The following is a 16,119-nucleotide window of genomic DNA, read 5'->3' on the forward strand; positions in this document are numbered from 1 at the left end:
CTCGTCGAAACTGTCTCGAAGCGACCCAGTTGGTCTGTGCGCTCCGTTATTCAGGCAACATCATCCATGCGCGCTTTTCGATAGCACCGGGCAGTTTGAGTCCCCAGCAGCACCATCTCGTGACCCAACTCGGCCTGTTCGAGACATGTCATCAAAAGAAGAGCATGTCTGCCACACTGTACTTCAGGCAACTGAGCCAAAAGCAATTCAGCGACCTGTCCGTTCCTGTCCAATTCCGCGCATATCCACTGCAGGGCTGCCACACCCGTCCTCGGACGAACCGATTTCGGCAGTTCCATCATCTTCTCCGCCATAGCTTCGAAGAACCCGTTGCAATAAAGTGCGAGGTCGACCTCGTACAGGACTTCTTCTGCGGTGCTGCAGCCAGTAGCCATAGCGCACCGCCAATTTGGATATTGGAGGGAGATTGCTTCGACCACTGCAGCGAGGTCGATGTCGCGCCAGAACCGCGGGTGTGGCTTGTATGCGTACTCCAATGCCATTTCCCAAATCCCTGCTGTCAAGTCCTGGTCCGTCAACCGGCAGTCCACGAGGAAGGCTACCGCGGTATCGGCAACTTCGTTGCGCACGTTCGCTACTGCGGCGCTGTCGAGGGAGGAGGAGTTGTTGTCTCTGGTGCTCGTCATATCTCGGAAATCACGAAAAGAGAGGCGTGTGCCTCGGAGATAGAGTATATGTTTGCAGACGGGCCATCTTTCGACAGGGGTTCGCAGTTGGCCAATTGAGATTCGCGAGTTTCCGATGGTACGTTCCGAGAATTGCTTCTAAATACATGGGATTTTTATGAGCTGCCCGGATGCGATGAGTGGCAGATTTTTTCTAATTTCGGTTGCTACCTTGAAGGCATGGCCGAGACGCAGGTCGCTGCATCAGTGTCTCGGCAACAATCAGGCTCCACTCAACGAAGCTCGCGGCCGACCATCGAGCCACGTAGCTCTCGCATTGCGCGCGGCGTAGCTAAGCGTATCATTGCAAGAGGTCTGCGACGGCAATGAGGTGCCAGCCGATTCGAGTGGCTCGGCGAGCTTTGTCAAGGGGGCATATGACTGAAATCGAAAATCGCGATTCGGAGCCAAGCGCGTCTTCTCCCTGGCGGGAGCGTATGGTTCGTCGGGGGCTGGTCTATTTTCAGGGAATGCGATACAGCTCGATCGAGCTTCAGGCACTCTGGCGCGGGCAGACGGGCGGTGAATTGATTGTTCTGGTCAAACCCGTCGCGGAAGGCACCAGCTACCTCACTTGGAAATCGGATGAAGGGGCAGAGGGACTGCTAAGCCTCGTTGAGCAGGACGCACGCAGGTTCGGTGACCTTTCTTGGAACGAGGTTGATGGGGTGCTCAAGCGTGAGTCCGAACTTTTAACGCAGCCCCGATCGAAGCCACAGCGAGTAAGGGGACCAACGAGAAAGTAGCAAGAAAGAAGTTCTGCAGCGACGGCAGCGACGGAGATTGTTGCCCCCGAACGCACTGCGACCATCGAGGCATCGATGCCCGCACTCGCCGCCACGTTGCGTGTCGATCATCCCACTCCGAACCACTTTGCATCGGCGCTACGCCTGGGCTCACCCGCACCCCTCCAATAGTGCTATTAGGATAAGCTTTCTTATCTTTTGGGCTGGATTTTTGACACAAAGTGACGCTCATGAAAACGCGCCTCACTACATCGATGCGTCAGAACTCTACGTCTGCAGAATTTCTCAATGCTGACGAGATGGCTGTCCTGAGAGCGTGGTATGCCGGGATGTCGACTCGAGATGCCGTCAGTCGGTATCTGCCTGAGCGCCTTGAGAGTGGGCGCTCCGCACGCGGCGTGCTGTGCGGGATCCGTCGGAGACTCGTTGCGGCGGCGCGCGAGGCAAAGCGCGACGACCTACTCATGCTACTGGACCACCCCTTTTCTGAGCGTGTCCAACATGCCAAGGCAGTTGCGAGAGCCGTCGAGGAATTGCGGCACGCAAAGCCGCCGGAGCCCGAGATCTCTGACGCGGTCGAGCGGTGGCTCGACGGACGAGCGGTTCGAGCACTGCGAGCGCAAGGCATCGCGACACTAGCTGACCTCACGGTGCGCATACCACGTCGCCGAATGTGGTGGAGGGCAATACCCGATCTCGGGGCAACTGGCGCGAAACGGATCGAGGCGTTCTTTGCTGCACATCCGGTACTGACCGAGCGCGCACGCACAATGATCGCTGCGACCTGTACCACCGTGGTCGTGCCATGGGAAAGTCTGTGCATTCCGGAGGATGTTGACGGATCCAAGGGGTGGTTTCGTGCGCCTCGGAAGACCTGCGTGCTGGCGGCAGATAACGACTACGAGGCCGTGCAGGTATGGCTTTCGCTGCACGACGCGCATGCGACGCAGCGAGCATATCGCAAAGAAGCAGAACGCCTGATCCTTTGGGCGATGGTGGAACGCGGGAAGGCTTTGTCGTCGTTGACAACTGAAGACGCGGTGGCGTACCGCGGGTTCTTACGGCGACCGGCGCCCGCCGAGCGCTGGGTGGGGCCGTTGCGTCCGCGTAAGTCGCCGGAATGGCGTCCGTTTGCAGGAGGTCTGTCGTCGAGGTCGTCTGCCTACGCACTTTCGGTTATCGGCGCACTGTATCGCTGGCTGATCGAGCAGCGGTACGTCTTGGCGAATCCGTTCGCGGGAGTGAAGGTGAAGGGAGGCGCCAAATCAGCTGACCTTGATGCGTCGCGTGCGTTCACGGAGGGGGAATGGACGCTGGTCTGCACGATAGCTGATGGACTTGAATGGTCATGTGGCTGGAGTGTGCCTGCCGCTCAACGGTTGCGTTTTTTGCTTGATGTCGGTTTCGTCACCGGCTTGCGGGCAAGCGAATTGGTGGGTGCAAAGTTGAGGGACGTCGAAACTAACAGTCGCGGCGAACATTGGTTGAACGTGACAGGCAAGGGCCGAAAGCGCGGCAAGGTCGCGTTGCCGTCTCTAGGTTGGAACGCACTGTCACAGTATCTGCTCGCGAGAGGCCTGCCGGTGACGCAGGCGCGCTGGAAACCGGATACACCCTTGGTCGCTAGTCTGGCCAAGGATGTCGCGGGAGGAATAAGTAGCGTGCGGTTATGGGTAGTGCTGCGTCGATTCTTCCTGCAAGCCGCCGATCTCATCGAAGCGGACCATTCGGCTCTTGCTGACAAGCTGCGTCATGCAAGTACCCACTGGATGCGACACACGCATGCGACTTACGCGCTCGCGCACGGAGCAGAGCTTACGACCGTGCGTGACAACTTGCGTCATGCCTCGATCTCAACGACGTCAATCTATCTTCACGGCGACGAAGCAGAGCGGGCGAGACAGATCGCTAAAGCTTTTTCTCAGGTGAGGTAGAGGCTACGGACGGCGCACTTAGAATTGATGGCCTCGACTCTGCCAGGTGGGCATTCGTACGTTAGAGCGAACCGTCACGGCTGTGGGCCGAAACGCCTCACAGACTACTTTAGCCTTCTATCGAGACCGAAATATTGATCCCGTGATTGTCGGTTCATTCTGCCCGGTGAGCGCCACCGCTTGATTGCGTGGTGGCGCTCAACGCCCTCGTGCATCTCCTGAGCGCTGCTAATCAGCATCTTTCTGTCTCCTTTTACGGCAGTAATACTGCCACACGAGCGATTCGAGTTCATCGTCATTCATGGACTTTATTGTGTCGGCCTCGTCCGGAGGTACGCGCGGCAGGAGTCCACCGAGAGAGCAGCGTCGAAGAAGGCGGCGTAAGTACATCGGGCGAGATTCGGCGTGCTTATCGAGTGAAGCCAAGGTTAAAGGTATGCGGGATGGTGCATCGGGGCGGAGCCAACGCGAATATGCACGATGCCCTCTCAGCAATCGGGCAGGTGTGATGGCATACTTGACATCTGCTTCGAGGAATTGCTGTCCGCGCCGTTCGACTAACGCTGCACCTGAGGCGTCGATGACATCAATCAGTGGGTCTAGCTGTACTCCGTACGCCGTAAGTCGGTCTGCGGTCAGAGCAACCCTATCGAACCATGGCAGAAGTCGCCTGAGCTCGGTATAGCCCAATTCGGGGTGGAGCGCTTGAAGATCTTGGTATTTTCGGCAGGTTTCAGGGAAAAGTGCTAGTGATCGTGCATATAACTCGTCGCTGTAGTCTTTCCGATATTGGTAGCTCGTTACGGAATACGTTGTAGGCGGAACCGAAAAAGTAACCGGGGGCTCGATTGGCCTCAGCATGGCGTTCTCGACTTCGTCCCAGCAACCGTAAAGTGCGATAAGCGCAAATAGGCCGTGTAGCGGATTTCTGAATACTGTCTTCCCTTTGAGGGCGGCTCTAAGCTCATTGCCTTGCATTGGAAAACCGATACTCTTGCCTAGAGGGATCATCCTGCGTGCAGATAGGAGTTGATGGAACCTATCGTAGTACATAGTTTTCCAGTGTACCACGCCGATCTTTGCCGCCTGAGAAACTGTCAGCAGCGCGATTTGCGGGGCACGAACATGCGGCGCGAAACTGCTGTCAAGCAGTTTTGACCAACCGCGCGCCAAGTCCAACTCTCGAACGTACCTAGTTGTCGCGCGTAGATGCAGCGGGCCTCCGCGTATACAACGCTCGCGAGGGGATTCAAGTCTTCCTGATCGCTTAAAGCTGTAGGTGCATGCATCACAGAACTCGAAAATGGGCGTGCCATGTCGGGCGCACAGTCGAATGTCAGACAGAACGTGGTCGCGCCGCCAGAACCGCTCACGCGACGCGGTGATGTCCTCCTTGAGACATTCGAGACATATTCCCGGTTTCCATACAATGTGACCTCGAGTTAGCGCGTTGTGGAACCCTGCCTTCGTCAAAGAGCCTCTGCGGTAGTCGTCAAAGATATGCCCTCGGAGCCACGCCTCGTCGCTTGGAGAACGGAAGCGCACAACCGCGGGAAACAGTGTGTTTCTCGTGAGCACTTGTTCAAGCGATCCCGTAAGTTCGGCCAAGTCGTCGACAAGACTCCGTATCGCGGTGGGGAATATCCAGGAGTATTGAACGCCCAGCAAATCGGCACCTCCTGCGACCACATAACGCGGCAATCGATTAAGATATGCGGCAAAGACTTCGCCATCGGCAATCGGTGAGGCAGAGAGGAGGTTGTACCTGAAAAGATAATCATGATTGTCTTCGCTCATGAAGATCTTTCTCCTATCGTTGTAAAAACGAACGGCGTGATAAAGTTCAGATAATTGCCTTGTATGCACCCTGTTCAGCGAATAGGTCGTTGTCCAGATCTTCCAAACAGGCGGATTGATCAAGCAACGACTCCTCCACGGCGTGCCAACTACCATACAGTGCTACCATCAAGAAGATCGCGCGTATTGGATGTCGCGGGCACGTCTTGCCGAGGAGGGCGCTTTCAAGCGACTTGCCGGTGAGACGAAAGCCGATGCTACTGCCGAAGCCTCGCAGCCGCTGTGATGCAAAAAAGTCTAGACAGCGGTCCGCGCGGATTTGGTTTCCGTCGATGAGTCCGAGTACACTCGCTCTGTTGTTCAAGAATGCAGCAATCTCGGTTGATCCGATGTAAGGAGCAAATTCGCTATCTAAAAGCGTTTGCCAACCCAGCGCGACTTCACGCTCTTGCTTGTGTATTGTCTTTGCACGGATAGCGAGCGGTCGACCGCAGGGGCAACGGCTAAGCGGTATGTCGAATTGTTTCCCGGTGGCAAATTTGCGTAAGCACGCGTCGCATAGGCGAAAGATGGGCGCATTATGCCGTCCACACCAGCGAACCTCCGGTAAGAGGAAATCGCGGCGCCAGATCGTATGGCCGTAAGCGTCCATGTCTTCGGCTTGACAGTCGAGGCAGATGCCCGGCGCCCAATTCACCGCGGAGGCGAGGGAAGCAGTTAGCCCAACGATTTGCGTAATCTCGTTTTCAGGCCCGATCAGATGGTGTCTTATCAGCGCACCTTCGTCTGCGCTGCCGAGGAACCGACTGAGGCAGGGGAATAATGTGTTTTTCTCAACGATGTCATCAACCGAAGGAAGACCAAGTTCTTCGGTGTACCTGTACAGTCGACTCGGCAGCACCCATTGTTGTTTGATCGCGTCTCCTTTTCTATTTAGATTCATCCTGCCGTAGCGGCGTCCTCGACGCTGCAGGTATGCTCGGAATGGTTCGGCGTATCGGAGCTGTATGTCATCGACTGACGTGGTGTCCACTATGGCATCCTATGCGTTTACGGCGGGACTACGCGTTTGGCATATCGAATTTCGCGATGAGACAGGAAGTCGATGAGCGCGTATAGCGTAAAATATTGATAAATGCGAATTCTCATCCCGGGTTAGATCGAGAATGATTGATATTGTCACTCGGGTTTGACAAGGTCAAGCGTACTATTTCCAAGCGAACAAACTTGCTGGCAACGAGCGCTTCCTATGCCGCAAAAGGGGGTGCTTCGCGCGGTCCATCTAACAAGTCAGACTCTTAGCTTTCGGTACCTCCGCGGTTGCAACGTTCCTACTAGATCGTTGGGTTCCTTGAGTCTATTGACAACTGCAGATACTTGTGCGTTTATCGCAGCCTCTACCATTCAAACGCGAGCCATTAGTTCCGGCGACAGGCCGCTCCTGGTCTCTCTTCATGACGGATTTTATTGGTGTCTCCGCAACTAATGTCACGCCGTATCTGTAACTATTGTCTCTTGACACGTGGCGTCGCCCTCGCGCTCCGAAGCGGCATAATTTGCCTCGATTCGTAAAATGCTGCCTAAGAGCAGCATCTTCCGGCGTGAACGCGTGTTAAATGCGCGTCGAACGCAAGGAAAGGAGACCGACTTGAAGCGAAAGATGCCCGCCCTGAATGCGCTGAGGGCTTTCGAGGTGGCCGGACACACCGGCAGCTTCACGCGCGCGGCGGAAATGCTGCACGTGACGCAAAGCGCCGTGAGCCGGCAGGTACGTCAGCTCGAAACGCAGCTCGGCGAGCCGCTTCTGCTGCGGCGGCATCATCATCTCGAATTGTCGGCGACGGGCCGCCTTTTGCTGCAGGCGCTTCAGATGTCGTTCGATCGCATCGAGCTCACCGTGCGCAGCATTCAGGAAAAGACACACCTGAAGCGCTTGCGCATCAACGCGCCGCCCACTTTCTCCAGCCGCTGGCTGATGCCGCGCCTGCAATCCCTGCGCACGGCCGCGCCGGAACTCGAAATCACGCTGACCACGCGCTTGAAGGACGATCTCATCGAATCGGGCGCGCTCGATTGTGCGATCCGCTTCGGCAATGGCGAATGGGACAGCCTCGATAATCAGTTGCTGATGAACGAGCGGCATATCGCCGTGTGCTCGCCGGCGCTCATCGGCGATCGCGATACATCCGACATCGATCTGAACGAATTCACGCTGCTGCATGTGCTCGCGGCCAGCGATCAGCGTTATCTGACCTGGCAGCACTGGCTGAAGGCGGCGAGTCTCGAAAACGTCGATACACGCGGCGGCTACGAGTTCGATCTGCTGGATCACGCGATCCGCGCGGCCGTGGACGGGCTGGGCGTGACGATCGCCGATCGTCATATGATCGCGCATGAGTTGCGGCAAGGCACGCTCGTGCCGATCGTCGATGTCGAGGTGGACGGGCATCAGTCATACTGGCTGGTCACGCGTACCGGCCAGGACGATGCGCCGCAGGTTGCGGTGTTTCGCGAGTGGCTGCGCGCGGAAATCGACAAGCAAACGCGCGGCAGCGGCAAACGAAGGCGCGCATAAGTAAATAGAACAAGGGGAAAGCCGATCGTGCGACGCCTGCCATCCTTGACCGCGTTGCGCTTCTTCGAGGAAAGCGCGCGGCACATGAGCTTCAATAAATCGGCAGCGGCGTTGTGCGTGACGCCGGGCGCGGTGAGCCGACAGATTCGCCTCCTCGAGGATGCGCTCGGCACGAAGCTCTTCGACCGCGATCACAAGGGCATTCGCCTGACGAAGCAGGGCTCGGAGCTGCTCGCGTGCCTGTCCGATGCATTCGATTCGATCGAGCGTGTGACGCGCTCGCTGTCCACCTCGCAACGCAGCGAGCGCAGACGCCTGACCGTGGGCGCGCCGCCGACGTTCGCGACGCGCTGGCTCTCGCCGCGGCTCGGCTCGCTGATGGACGCGGTGCCGAACCTCGATCTTTCCGTGCGCACCGATGCCGCCGATGACCGTCAATGCAGCATTCGCTTCGGATATGAGGCGCGGGCGGATCATCGGTCGGAGCTGCTGTTCATCGAGCGGCATGTGCTCGTCGGCGCGATGAAGTTCGCGGGGCAGTCCGTCGAAGCGCTGCTCGAACGGCTGCCCGCGCTGCATGTCCTGCATAACGATGCGCGGCTCACGCTCTGGCCCAACTGGCTCGATGCGGCCGGATTGCCGCGCGCGTACGGCGAGAACGGCATCGAGTTCTCGACGCTCGATCAGGCGATTCACGCGGCGCGCGCGGGCTCGGGGCTGGCGGTGGTGGATCGGAACATGATCGCCGACGAGTTGCACGATGGGGCACTGGCGCTGTTGTCGCCGGTGGAATCGACGGGGCCTTATGGGTATTGGCTGGATATTGCGCCTTCGCATGCGAGTGCGGATCTGGTGCAGGCGTTTGCGGAATGGCTGCGCGGGGAAGGGGCGAAGGCGGCGCGGGAGTGAGGGACTTTGTCGTCCCGCTTACTCGCAATCCAGCGTTGTCGTGCCTGATGCGTCGATCTGGTAGCGGCACGCATCGACTCGTCTCGATATGGCGATGTCTCGCGTTTGCTTGTCCGCGTAGACGCACCGCACGGTGACCGAACGGCCGTGATCGTAGACGTAGCCGAGCTTCCAATATCCTTGAGCGCTATTGCCGTGGTCCGCGATGAGCGACACTTGTTCTTCCGGATTGCCGTCGAACAACTGAACGTAGCGCAGATGAGTGTCGGATAGAGCGGGGCACGCGACCTCTTTCGCGTTGGCGCATCCGCCGACACCCGCCACGAGAACCGATGCAGCGAGCCCGGCAATGGCCTTATTCAACGACATGGAATTTCTCCCCGTTGTTGACGTCGGTTCCTTGACCCCAACGCAATACGCGCGGGCCGATGGGTTTGGGGGGATGGGCGTATTGGTCATATACCGTAACGCCGACCGGGCCCTGGCTGACATAGATCGCTGCATGCCCGTTGAAATGTCCGTGATGATTGAATGTCGCGATCACGGTTCCCTCCCGGATATGTCGATTGTCTTTCACGGCTGCTCCCTTCTTCCATACTTGCGTCGCGGGCAGCGAAGGACATACCTGTTTGACATACGACACGCAGCCGCCACAGTAGTTGGGCGCGTCCGTGACGCCCTCGGGAGGAGGATCGTTATAGGGACCATGGCCTGATCCTGGAGCGCAGACCCACGTATTCAGCGGTGCGGAAGAAGCGTTCTTGTAGTTTGAACTCACGTAGCTCATAGCAATAGTTCGACGATGTTAAGGATAACGATGCTTGCCGATGGCAGGTGAATCTTGAATCCGGCAGTATCGCGCTCTGTGCCGTAACCATGGTAGCCGCGGTCATCTCAAACGTATCAACTATCGTGGAGAAGCTGCATCAGTTTCGTCCGAATGCGCCGTCGGCGAGTCCTTTTGCTCTGCGTGGCGCATCGCCGCATCAAAAAAACAAGCGCGGCAACGAGTCACGTTGCCGCGCCTTGAAATGCCCATCACGATCGGTCGTGACTCACCCCCCGCTCGCCTGATTCAACGTCAGATGCTTCGTCTCCGGCGCCCACACAATCGACACGATCATCCCGACGAGCAACACGCCCGCGAGCGCAAGCATCGTCATCTGAACGCCCGCCTGCGCGATCCCGATAGGCAGCAGAAACGTCCCCACCGCCGACCCCAGCCGGCTGCATGCAATCGACAAGCCCACACCGCACGCTCGCGCCTCGGTCGGAAAGCACTCCGGCGGAAACACGCCGACGAGATTCGAGAACGCCGACATCGTCAACGTGAAGACCCCGAACGCAACGATCATCGCGACATTCGCCGATGATGGCAGCGCGCTCAGCGCAAACAGCGAGAGGCAGCACACCGCGAACGACCCGATCAGGAACGAGCGACGCGACAGCTTGATGGTCAGCCATATGCCGAGCAGCGCGCCCAGCACGAGAAACGCATTGAGCAGCAGATCGGCGCCCGAGCCTTCGGGCAGACGTATCGCCGTCAGAATGCTCGGCAGGAACGTGTAGATCGCGAAGTAGGGAATCACGAGACACACGAAGAACGCGCAATTGAAGATCGTGCGGCGAATCAGGTCCGGTTCGAAAAGCCGCGCGAAACCGCCCTTTCCGGCGAAGTGCTCGCCCGTATCGGCGTCGAGCGTGACGTTCGGGCCGAAGTGCCTGCGCACGATGCGCAGCGCTTCGTCCTTGCGGCCCTTGCCGAGCAGCCAGCGCGGCGATTCCGGCGTGCCGATGCGCAGGATCAGCACGAGGAACGCCGGCACGCCGGCCGACGCGAGCAGCCAGCGCCACGCATCGGGCGATGCATCGGCGTAATGCATGCCGAGCACGTTCGCGATCACATAGCCGATCGTCCAGATCACGCTGAACGATCCGAGCAGCGTGCCGCGATGCTTGCGCGGCGAGAACTCGGCGAGGATCGCGTGACCGACCGCGAAGTCGCCACCCATCCCGAAACCGATCAACACACGCAGCGCGACGAGCATCGCGGGCGTCGTCGCATAGAACTGCGCGAATGCGGCTGCCGTGATGATGATGAAGCTCAACAGGAAAATCTTCTGCCGGCCGAGCTTGTCGGAGAGCCAGCCGAACACGAGGCTGCCGAGAAATATGCCGATCAGCGCGGACGAGCCGAGCAGGCCCATCCAGAACGCATCGAGCGGAATCTGCCTGTTCAACGACGACAGCGCATAGCCGATCGTGCCGATCGCATAGCCTTCGGTGAAATGCGCGCCGAAAGTCAGGCCGGCGATCTTCACGTGAAAGCGGTTGAGCGGCACGTCGTCGAGCGCGACGCGTCCATGCGTGGCATTGAAGGGCGCGGCTGCGCCGGGTGCGAGCGGCTGCGCGCTCAGGCTTTGCGTATCCAAGAGTATCTCCTCCACTTCCGAGTGGAGCGGCGCATCGTACGCCGCATGAAAACCGCGCACGCGATGGCGTTATCGTTCGTGCGTGCGCGGTGAATCGATGAATCAGCGGCCGAGTCCCGCCATCATCATGTACTTGAGCTCCATGTATTCGTCGAGCCCGTACTTCGATCCTTCGCGGCCCAGTCCCGACTGCTTCACGCCGCCGAAGGGCGCGACTTCCGTCGAGATGATGCCTTCGTTGATGCCGACCATGCCGCTCTCCAGCGCCTCCGCGACGCGCCACGCGCGGCCCAGATCGCGCGTGTAGAAGTACGCGGAAAGGCCGAAGGGCGTGTCGTTCGAGGCGGCGATCACGTCGGCTTCCGTCTCGAAGCGGAAGCACGCGGCCACCGGTCCGAAGGTTTCCTCGCCGGCGATCAGCATCGAAGGCGCGGCGTCCGCGAGCACCGTCGGCTCGTAGAATGTGCCGCCGAGCGCGTGCGGCTTGCCGCCCGTCAGAACCTTCGCGCCTTTGCCGACCGCATCGGCGACGTGCGTCTGCACCTTCTTCAGCGCGGCCTCGTTGATGAGCGGTCCCTGATCGAACTCGCCTTCGAGACCGTTACCGACGCGCAGCTTGTGCACGGCGCGCGTCAAGGCTTGCGTGAACGCCTCGTAGACGCCGTCCTGCACATAGAAGCGATTCACGCACACGCACGTCTGGCCGGTGTTGCGGAACTTCGATGCGATGGCGCCCTGCACGGCGGCGTCGATATCGGCATCATCGAACACGATGAAGGGCGCGTTGCCGCCGAGCTCCAGCGACAGCTTCTTGAGCGTATCCGCCGATTGCTTCGCGAGCAGCTTGCCGACGCGCGTCGAGCCCGTGAACGACAGCTTGCGCACGTCCGGCGATTCGGTGAGCACCTGGCCGATGGCAGCGGCATCGCCCGACACGATGTTGAACACGCCCGCCGGAATGCCGGCTTCCTCGGCGAGGACGGCCAAGGCGAACGCCGACAGCGGCGTCTCTTCCGACGGCTTCAGGACCATGGTGCAGCCCGCGGCGAGCGCGGGACCGGCCTTGCGCGTGATCATCGCGAGCGGGAAGTTCCACGGCGTGATGGCCGCGACGACGCCCACCGGCTCGCGCGTGACGACGATCTTCGAATTCGGTCGCGGGCTGGGGATGATGTCGCCGTAGCTGCGCTTCGCTTCTTCCGCGAACCACTCGAGGAAGCTCGCCGCGTAGGCGACCTCGCCGAGCGCTTCGGCAAGCGGCTTGCCCTGTTCGCGCGTCAGCAGTTCGGCGAGCGTGTTGCGGTTCGCGAGCATGAGCTCGCCCCAGCGCTTCACGCGCGCGCTGCGTTCCTTCGCTGTCAGCGCGCGCCATGCGGGGAACGCTTTTCTGGCGGCTTCCACGGCGAGTGTCGTTTCGTGCGCGCCGCCGCGTGCGACTTGCGCGATCACTTCGCCCGTCGCGGGATTGAGCACGGCGTAGGTTTCGGCGCTTTCGCGCCACGCGCCATCGATATAGTGCTTCGTCTGCAAAAGCTCTTTCACGCCGCGCGCTCCAGTGCGTTGTCGAAGACGCCTTGCGCCGGACGGGCCTCGCGCGCGACGCGCCTGCCCGCCGTGTAATCGTTGATGAGATCGCAAGGCGTGTAGTTGCGCTCGAGCTCGTGCAGTTCGTCGTCGTCGAGCTTCGTGCCGAGCGCGGCGAGCGCGCTGTCGAACTGCGCCGCCGAATCCGCGCCGACGAGCATGCTCGAAATACCCGGCCGGCTCAAAACCCACGCCTGCGCGATCTGCGCCGCCGACACGCCGCGCCGCGCCGCCACGCGCGCGACCGATGCCGCGATTTCCCGCGACGCGTGGTCGCCATACATTTGCGCGGTGAAGAAATCGGTCTGGTTGCGCGTGGACTTTGCATCGGACGTGAGCAGGCCGCGCGCGAGCGGGCTGAACACCGACACGCCGACGCCCTGATCGATGCAGTACGGAATCATCTCGCGCTCTTCCTCGCGATACGCGACGTTCAGTTGCAACTGCATGTTGACCGGCTTGTGCCAGCCGTTCCTCTCGCACGCCTGCATGATCTTGGCGAACTGCCACGTGTACATCGTCGATACGCCGATATAGCGCGCCTTGCCCGCGCGCACGATGTCGTCGAGCGCGCCCATCGTCTCTTCGACGGGCGTGTTCACGTCGAAGTAATGCAGCATGTAGATGTCGACGTAATCCATGCCGAGACGCTTGAGCGACCCGTCGATGCCGTCCATGATGTGCTTGCGCGAATGGCCGCCCGCGTTCGGGTAGCTCGCCATGTCGTAGCCGACTTTCGTCGTCACGACGACTTCCTCGCGCTTCACGAGACGCTTCAGAATGCGGCCGACGACTTCCTCGCCGACGCCCGTCGAATAGAAATCGGCGAGATCGATGAAGTTCACGCCGCAGTCGAGCGCGTGCTTCACGATCGGCTCGCTTTGCGCTTCATCGAAAATCCAGGGCTTCCATTGCGGCGTGCCCATGTTCATCGTGCCGAGGCACAGACGCGACACCTTGAGGCCGGATTGGCCGAGACGCACGTATTCCATTTGCGAAAGCTCCTTACTTCTTCGGCGTGTAGAACGGGTTCGACACATCGCGCGCGGCCTTGAAGACGGCTTCCTTGCGCGGCAGGCCTTCCATCGCGGCGATGATCGCGTTCTTGCACGCGCGATAGTTGTTCTCGAAGACGGCATCGAGATCGTCGGTCTTCGGGTTGACCCAGTTCGCCGACACGACCACCCAGTCGTTCTCCGCTTCCGGCGGCAGCGTGCCGTTCTCGAGCGATTCGGCGACTGCCTTCGCGATGCCCGCCTGCGATGCGCCCCAGGTCGCGTTGCCGTGGAACTCGCCTTCGATCTGCGCCTTGTTGACGTAGAGCGTGAGCGGCTTGGTGGGCACGCCCGGCTGCGCGATCACGACGAACGGCGCATGTCCGGCGGACGGCGTCGCGAGCGCGGTCGCGAATGCCTGGCCTGCGGGGCCGTTGCGCGGGCCGACCAGCACGTTGATATGCGCGAGGTTGACGCCCGGGCCTTCGAAGCCTTCACCGATGAAGAGATTCTTTTCCATTGACTCCTTCCTTATGTCCGTTTGCTGTGTCCGGTTGAGCCACCTTGGCGGTGGATGTCGGGCATTCTGCGGCGGGCGTCGAGCGAGGAGGAATCGAGGATTTTTGAGGGTGGCGTTGACGAAAGCTCAACTCGGGGATGACCCCTAGGCTGGATGGCCGTCGTGATTTTCGGGCGGCTTTCAGTCTCCTAAGCGTCCCATAAGGTTCGAATGCCGACAATGTTGCTTTGTCCCTGAATGCGGAGCGTTTCGGTGCGTGCGCGCGCCGTGGGTTCCGCTGACGCGCATGCCCGCTCCCGACCGCATCTCCCTTCCGCGCGCCGAGGAAGTCTCGTGGCGCTACTACGATCTCGCGAAATCGCGCGTGCAGATCCATGAACCGCCCGCGCCCGGCGAGGTTTGTCTATGGCTGGTGCCGACGGAATTCCGCTTCGCCTCGGCGTCGAACATCGGGAACTGGCTCAATGCTGCCGAACGCCGGCGTGCGCGGCTGCATCCGAATTCCGCGCTCGGGCGGCGCTTCAGCGTATCGCGTGCGACGCTGCGTCTCGTGCTCTCGCACATGCTGAATTGCGAGCCGCAGGATGTTGGCGTGGACGATGAACCCGACGATCGCATCGTCGTCACGCATCCGCTGGTCGAGGGCGACATTCATGTCGATGTCGCGTATTCGGGCATCTGGATCGTGATTGCGGTGGCATCGGCGAGAATAGGGCTCGGATTGACCGCCGGCGCCCGCGGCGAGGACGCCCGGCAGGCGACGCGGGACGACGCCGCGCAAATCGGCAGAGCGCGCGCCGAGCGCGGCGCGGCGGTCGAAAGCGCGAGACAAGCGGACTGGCACAGTCTCACATTGCCGATGCCTGGCGGAATCTGCGGCGTGCTTGTCGTGGACACACCAGTCGCGCGCGTGCAGGCTTTCGGCTGGGAACGGCCGGTCGAAGCGGAGGGCGACGCAACCGCGTCCTGAGCCCGCGCGAGCGCCGGGCAACAGGGAGAAACAGCGGATCATGGATTACACGGCGCTCGCGCAACGCCACGCGCTCGCGATCATCGCGATCGTGCTCTTCGTCGTTCCTTCGATTGCCGCGCTCGCCTGGGCGTGGGCCGCGCGCGAACGCGGCGCATCGCGCTCGACCGTCGCGGTGGCGGCCTGCGTGCCCGTCGTGGTCGGCGCGGCGGTGTTCATCGGCATCGCGACGCGTATTGCGCGCGGCACGGCGTTTTCATCGGCGGATCAGCTTTTGCTCGATGCCCTGCGCGACGGCACGCCAGCCGTGGCCACGCGATGGTTCTCCGTTTTCACGCATCTCGGCGATCCGTGGTTCCTCACGCTGCTGTGCGTGCTCATGTGCTCGGCGCTCATGCTGACGCGTCGCTTCGGCCTCGCCGTGTACTTCGCCGCGGTCACGAGCACGGGCGGCCTGCTGAATCAGGCGCTCAAGGCGATGATGCGCCGCGACCGTCCCACCGGCTCGACGGTGCCGCTTCCCGAAAGCTTCGCGTTTCCGAGCGGGCACACGTTCGGCTCGATCGTCTGCTATGGCATGTGCGCGTACGTGCTGCTGCGTCTTGCGCCGACGCGCTGGGATCCGCTCATCGTCGCGCTGGCGAGCTTCATCGTGCTGGCGATCGGCACGAGCCGCATCGTGATCGGCGTGCATTTTCCCGGCGATGTGATCGGCGGGTTCGCATCGGGCGGCGCGTGGCTGGCGGCTTGCATCGGCGTGGCGGAGATGGCGCGACGGAGGGCCATGGCAGGAGGCCGTTAAGGGAATCGCGATGACGCTGGCGTCGCTTAGCGCAGTCCCACGGGATCTAGGACTTGTCTAGTAGTTAGGTATTCGAAGTATCGCTATAAACCCTCTTTCAAGGCGATTCGAGAGACGATAAACCCGCTCTCTCCAGCCGAAGTCTCGGCGCAATTGATAGAGGGCGACC

General features: G+C 60.6%; 15 protein-coding genes. 6 read left to right on the forward strand and 9 right to left on the reverse strand.

Going from position 1 to position 16,119, the window contains the following annotated elements; genetic code table 11:
* Window positions 1–50: 50 nt before the first annotated feature.
* A complete protein-coding gene (locus AC1Z32_RS08055; protein WP_483478149.1) occupies window positions 51–647 on the reverse strand; it encodes a hypothetical protein in 597 nt (198 codons plus the stop codon).
* A 416-nt stretch (window positions 648–1,063) separates the two neighbouring features.
* Between AC1Z32_RS08055 and AC1Z32_RS08060 the strand changes: the two genes are divergently transcribed.
* Entirely contained in the window at window positions 1,064–1,432 is a 369-nt protein-coding gene (locus AC1Z32_RS08060; protein WP_483478150.1) for a hypothetical protein, read from the forward strand.
* A gap of 230 nt (window positions 1,433–1,662) precedes the next feature.
* Complete coding sequence (locus tag AC1Z32_RS08065; RefSeq protein ID WP_483478151.1) at window positions 1,663–3,366, forward strand: phage integrase family protein; 1,704 nt, start codon at window positions 1,663–1,665, stop codon at window positions 3,364–3,366.
* Window positions 3,367–3,594: 228 nt separating this feature from the next.
* Here the strand turns inward: AC1Z32_RS08065 and AC1Z32_RS08070 are convergent, their stop codons facing one another.
* Together AC1Z32_RS08070 and AC1Z32_RS08075 are read right to left on the reverse strand one after the other, a co-directional pair.
* Window positions 3,595–5,163 (reverse strand): TniQ family protein, encoded by a 1,569-nt coding sequence (locus AC1Z32_RS08070; RefSeq protein ID WP_483478152.1) that lies wholly within the window; start codon window positions 5,161–5,163, stop codon window positions 3,595–3,597.
* A 46-nt stretch (window positions 5,164–5,209) separates the two neighbouring features.
* Window positions 5,210–6,106 (reverse strand): hypothetical protein, encoded by an 897-nt coding sequence (locus AC1Z32_RS08075; RefSeq protein ID WP_483478153.1) that lies wholly within the window; start codon window positions 6,104–6,106, stop codon window positions 5,210–5,212.
* Window positions 6,107–6,823: 717 nt separating this feature from the next.
* Here AC1Z32_RS08075 and AC1Z32_RS08080 point away from each other — a divergent pair.
* Together AC1Z32_RS08080 and AC1Z32_RS08085 are read left to right on the forward strand one after the other, a co-directional pair.
* Window positions 6,824–7,738: a LysR substrate-binding domain-containing protein gene (locus tag AC1Z32_RS08080; RefSeq protein WP_483478233.1), complete on the forward strand. Its 915-nt coding sequence runs from the start codon at window positions 6,824–6,826 to the stop codon at window positions 7,736–7,738.
* A gap of 27 nt (window positions 7,739–7,765) precedes the next feature.
* A complete protein-coding gene (locus AC1Z32_RS08085; protein WP_483478154.1) occupies window positions 7,766–8,647 on the forward strand; it encodes a LysR substrate-binding domain-containing protein in 882 nt (293 codons plus the stop codon).
* A gap of 18 nt (window positions 8,648–8,665) precedes the next feature.
* On the opposite strand, the gene AC1Z32_RS08090 is transcribed toward AC1Z32_RS08085, so the two are convergent.
* The 6 genes from AC1Z32_RS08090 to fae form a co-directional block, all read right to left on the reverse strand.
* Window positions 8,666–9,016 carry an STY0301 family protein gene (locus AC1Z32_RS08090; protein ID WP_483478155.1) on the reverse strand — a complete coding sequence of 117 codons (351 nt, stop codon included), beginning with the start codon at window positions 9,014–9,016 and terminating at the stop codon, window positions 8,666–8,668.
* On the reverse strand, window positions 9,003–9,434 hold the full coding sequence (locus tag AC1Z32_RS08095; protein ID WP_483478156.1) for a BPSL0067 family protein: 432 nt from the start codon (window positions 9,432–9,434) through the stop codon (window positions 9,003–9,005). The genes AC1Z32_RS08090 and AC1Z32_RS08095 overlap by 14 nt, the downstream gene beginning before the upstream one ends.
* 268 nt (window positions 9,435–9,702) lie before the next feature.
* The gene (locus AC1Z32_RS08100; RefSeq protein WP_483478157.1) at window positions 9,703–11,079 is read right to left on the reverse strand and encodes an MFS transporter; all 1,377 of its coding nucleotides are present in this window, start codon (window positions 11,077–11,079) and stop codon (window positions 9,703–9,705) included.
* 102 nt (window positions 11,080–11,181) lie between these two features.
* The gene (locus tag AC1Z32_RS08105) at window positions 11,182–12,621 is read right to left on the reverse strand and encodes an NAD-dependent succinate-semialdehyde dehydrogenase (protein WP_483478158.1); all 1,440 of its coding nucleotides are present in this window, start codon (window positions 12,619–12,621) and stop codon (window positions 11,182–11,184) included.
* Window positions 12,618–13,655 (reverse strand): aldo/keto reductase, encoded by a 1,038-nt coding sequence (locus tag AC1Z32_RS08110; protein WP_483478159.1) that lies wholly within the window; start codon window positions 13,653–13,655, stop codon window positions 12,618–12,620. The genes AC1Z32_RS08105 and AC1Z32_RS08110 overlap by 4 nt, the downstream gene beginning before the upstream one ends.
* A gap of 13 nt (window positions 13,656–13,668) precedes the next feature.
* Entirely contained in the window at window positions 13,669–14,178 is a 510-nt protein-coding gene (gene fae, locus AC1Z32_RS08115) for a formaldehyde-activating enzyme (RefSeq protein ID WP_483478160.1), read from the reverse strand.
* Window positions 14,179–14,464: 286 nt separating this feature from the next.
* Here fae and AC1Z32_RS08120 point away from each other — a divergent pair, with 286 nt between their 5' ends.
* Both AC1Z32_RS08120 and AC1Z32_RS08125 read left to right on the forward strand, forming a co-directional pair.
* A complete protein-coding gene (locus AC1Z32_RS08120) occupies window positions 14,465–15,148 on the forward strand; it encodes a hypothetical protein (protein ID WP_483478161.1) in 684 nt (227 codons plus the stop codon).
* Window positions 15,149–15,188: 40 nt separating this feature from the next.
* Complete coding sequence (locus tag AC1Z32_RS08125) at window positions 15,189–15,950, forward strand: phosphatase PAP2 family protein (protein ID WP_483478162.1); 762 nt, start codon at window positions 15,189–15,191, stop codon at window positions 15,948–15,950.
* Window positions 15,951–16,119 lie beyond the last annotated feature (169 nt).

The sequence above is a fragment of the Caballeronia sp. 11_S32 genome (assembly GCF_056930355.1).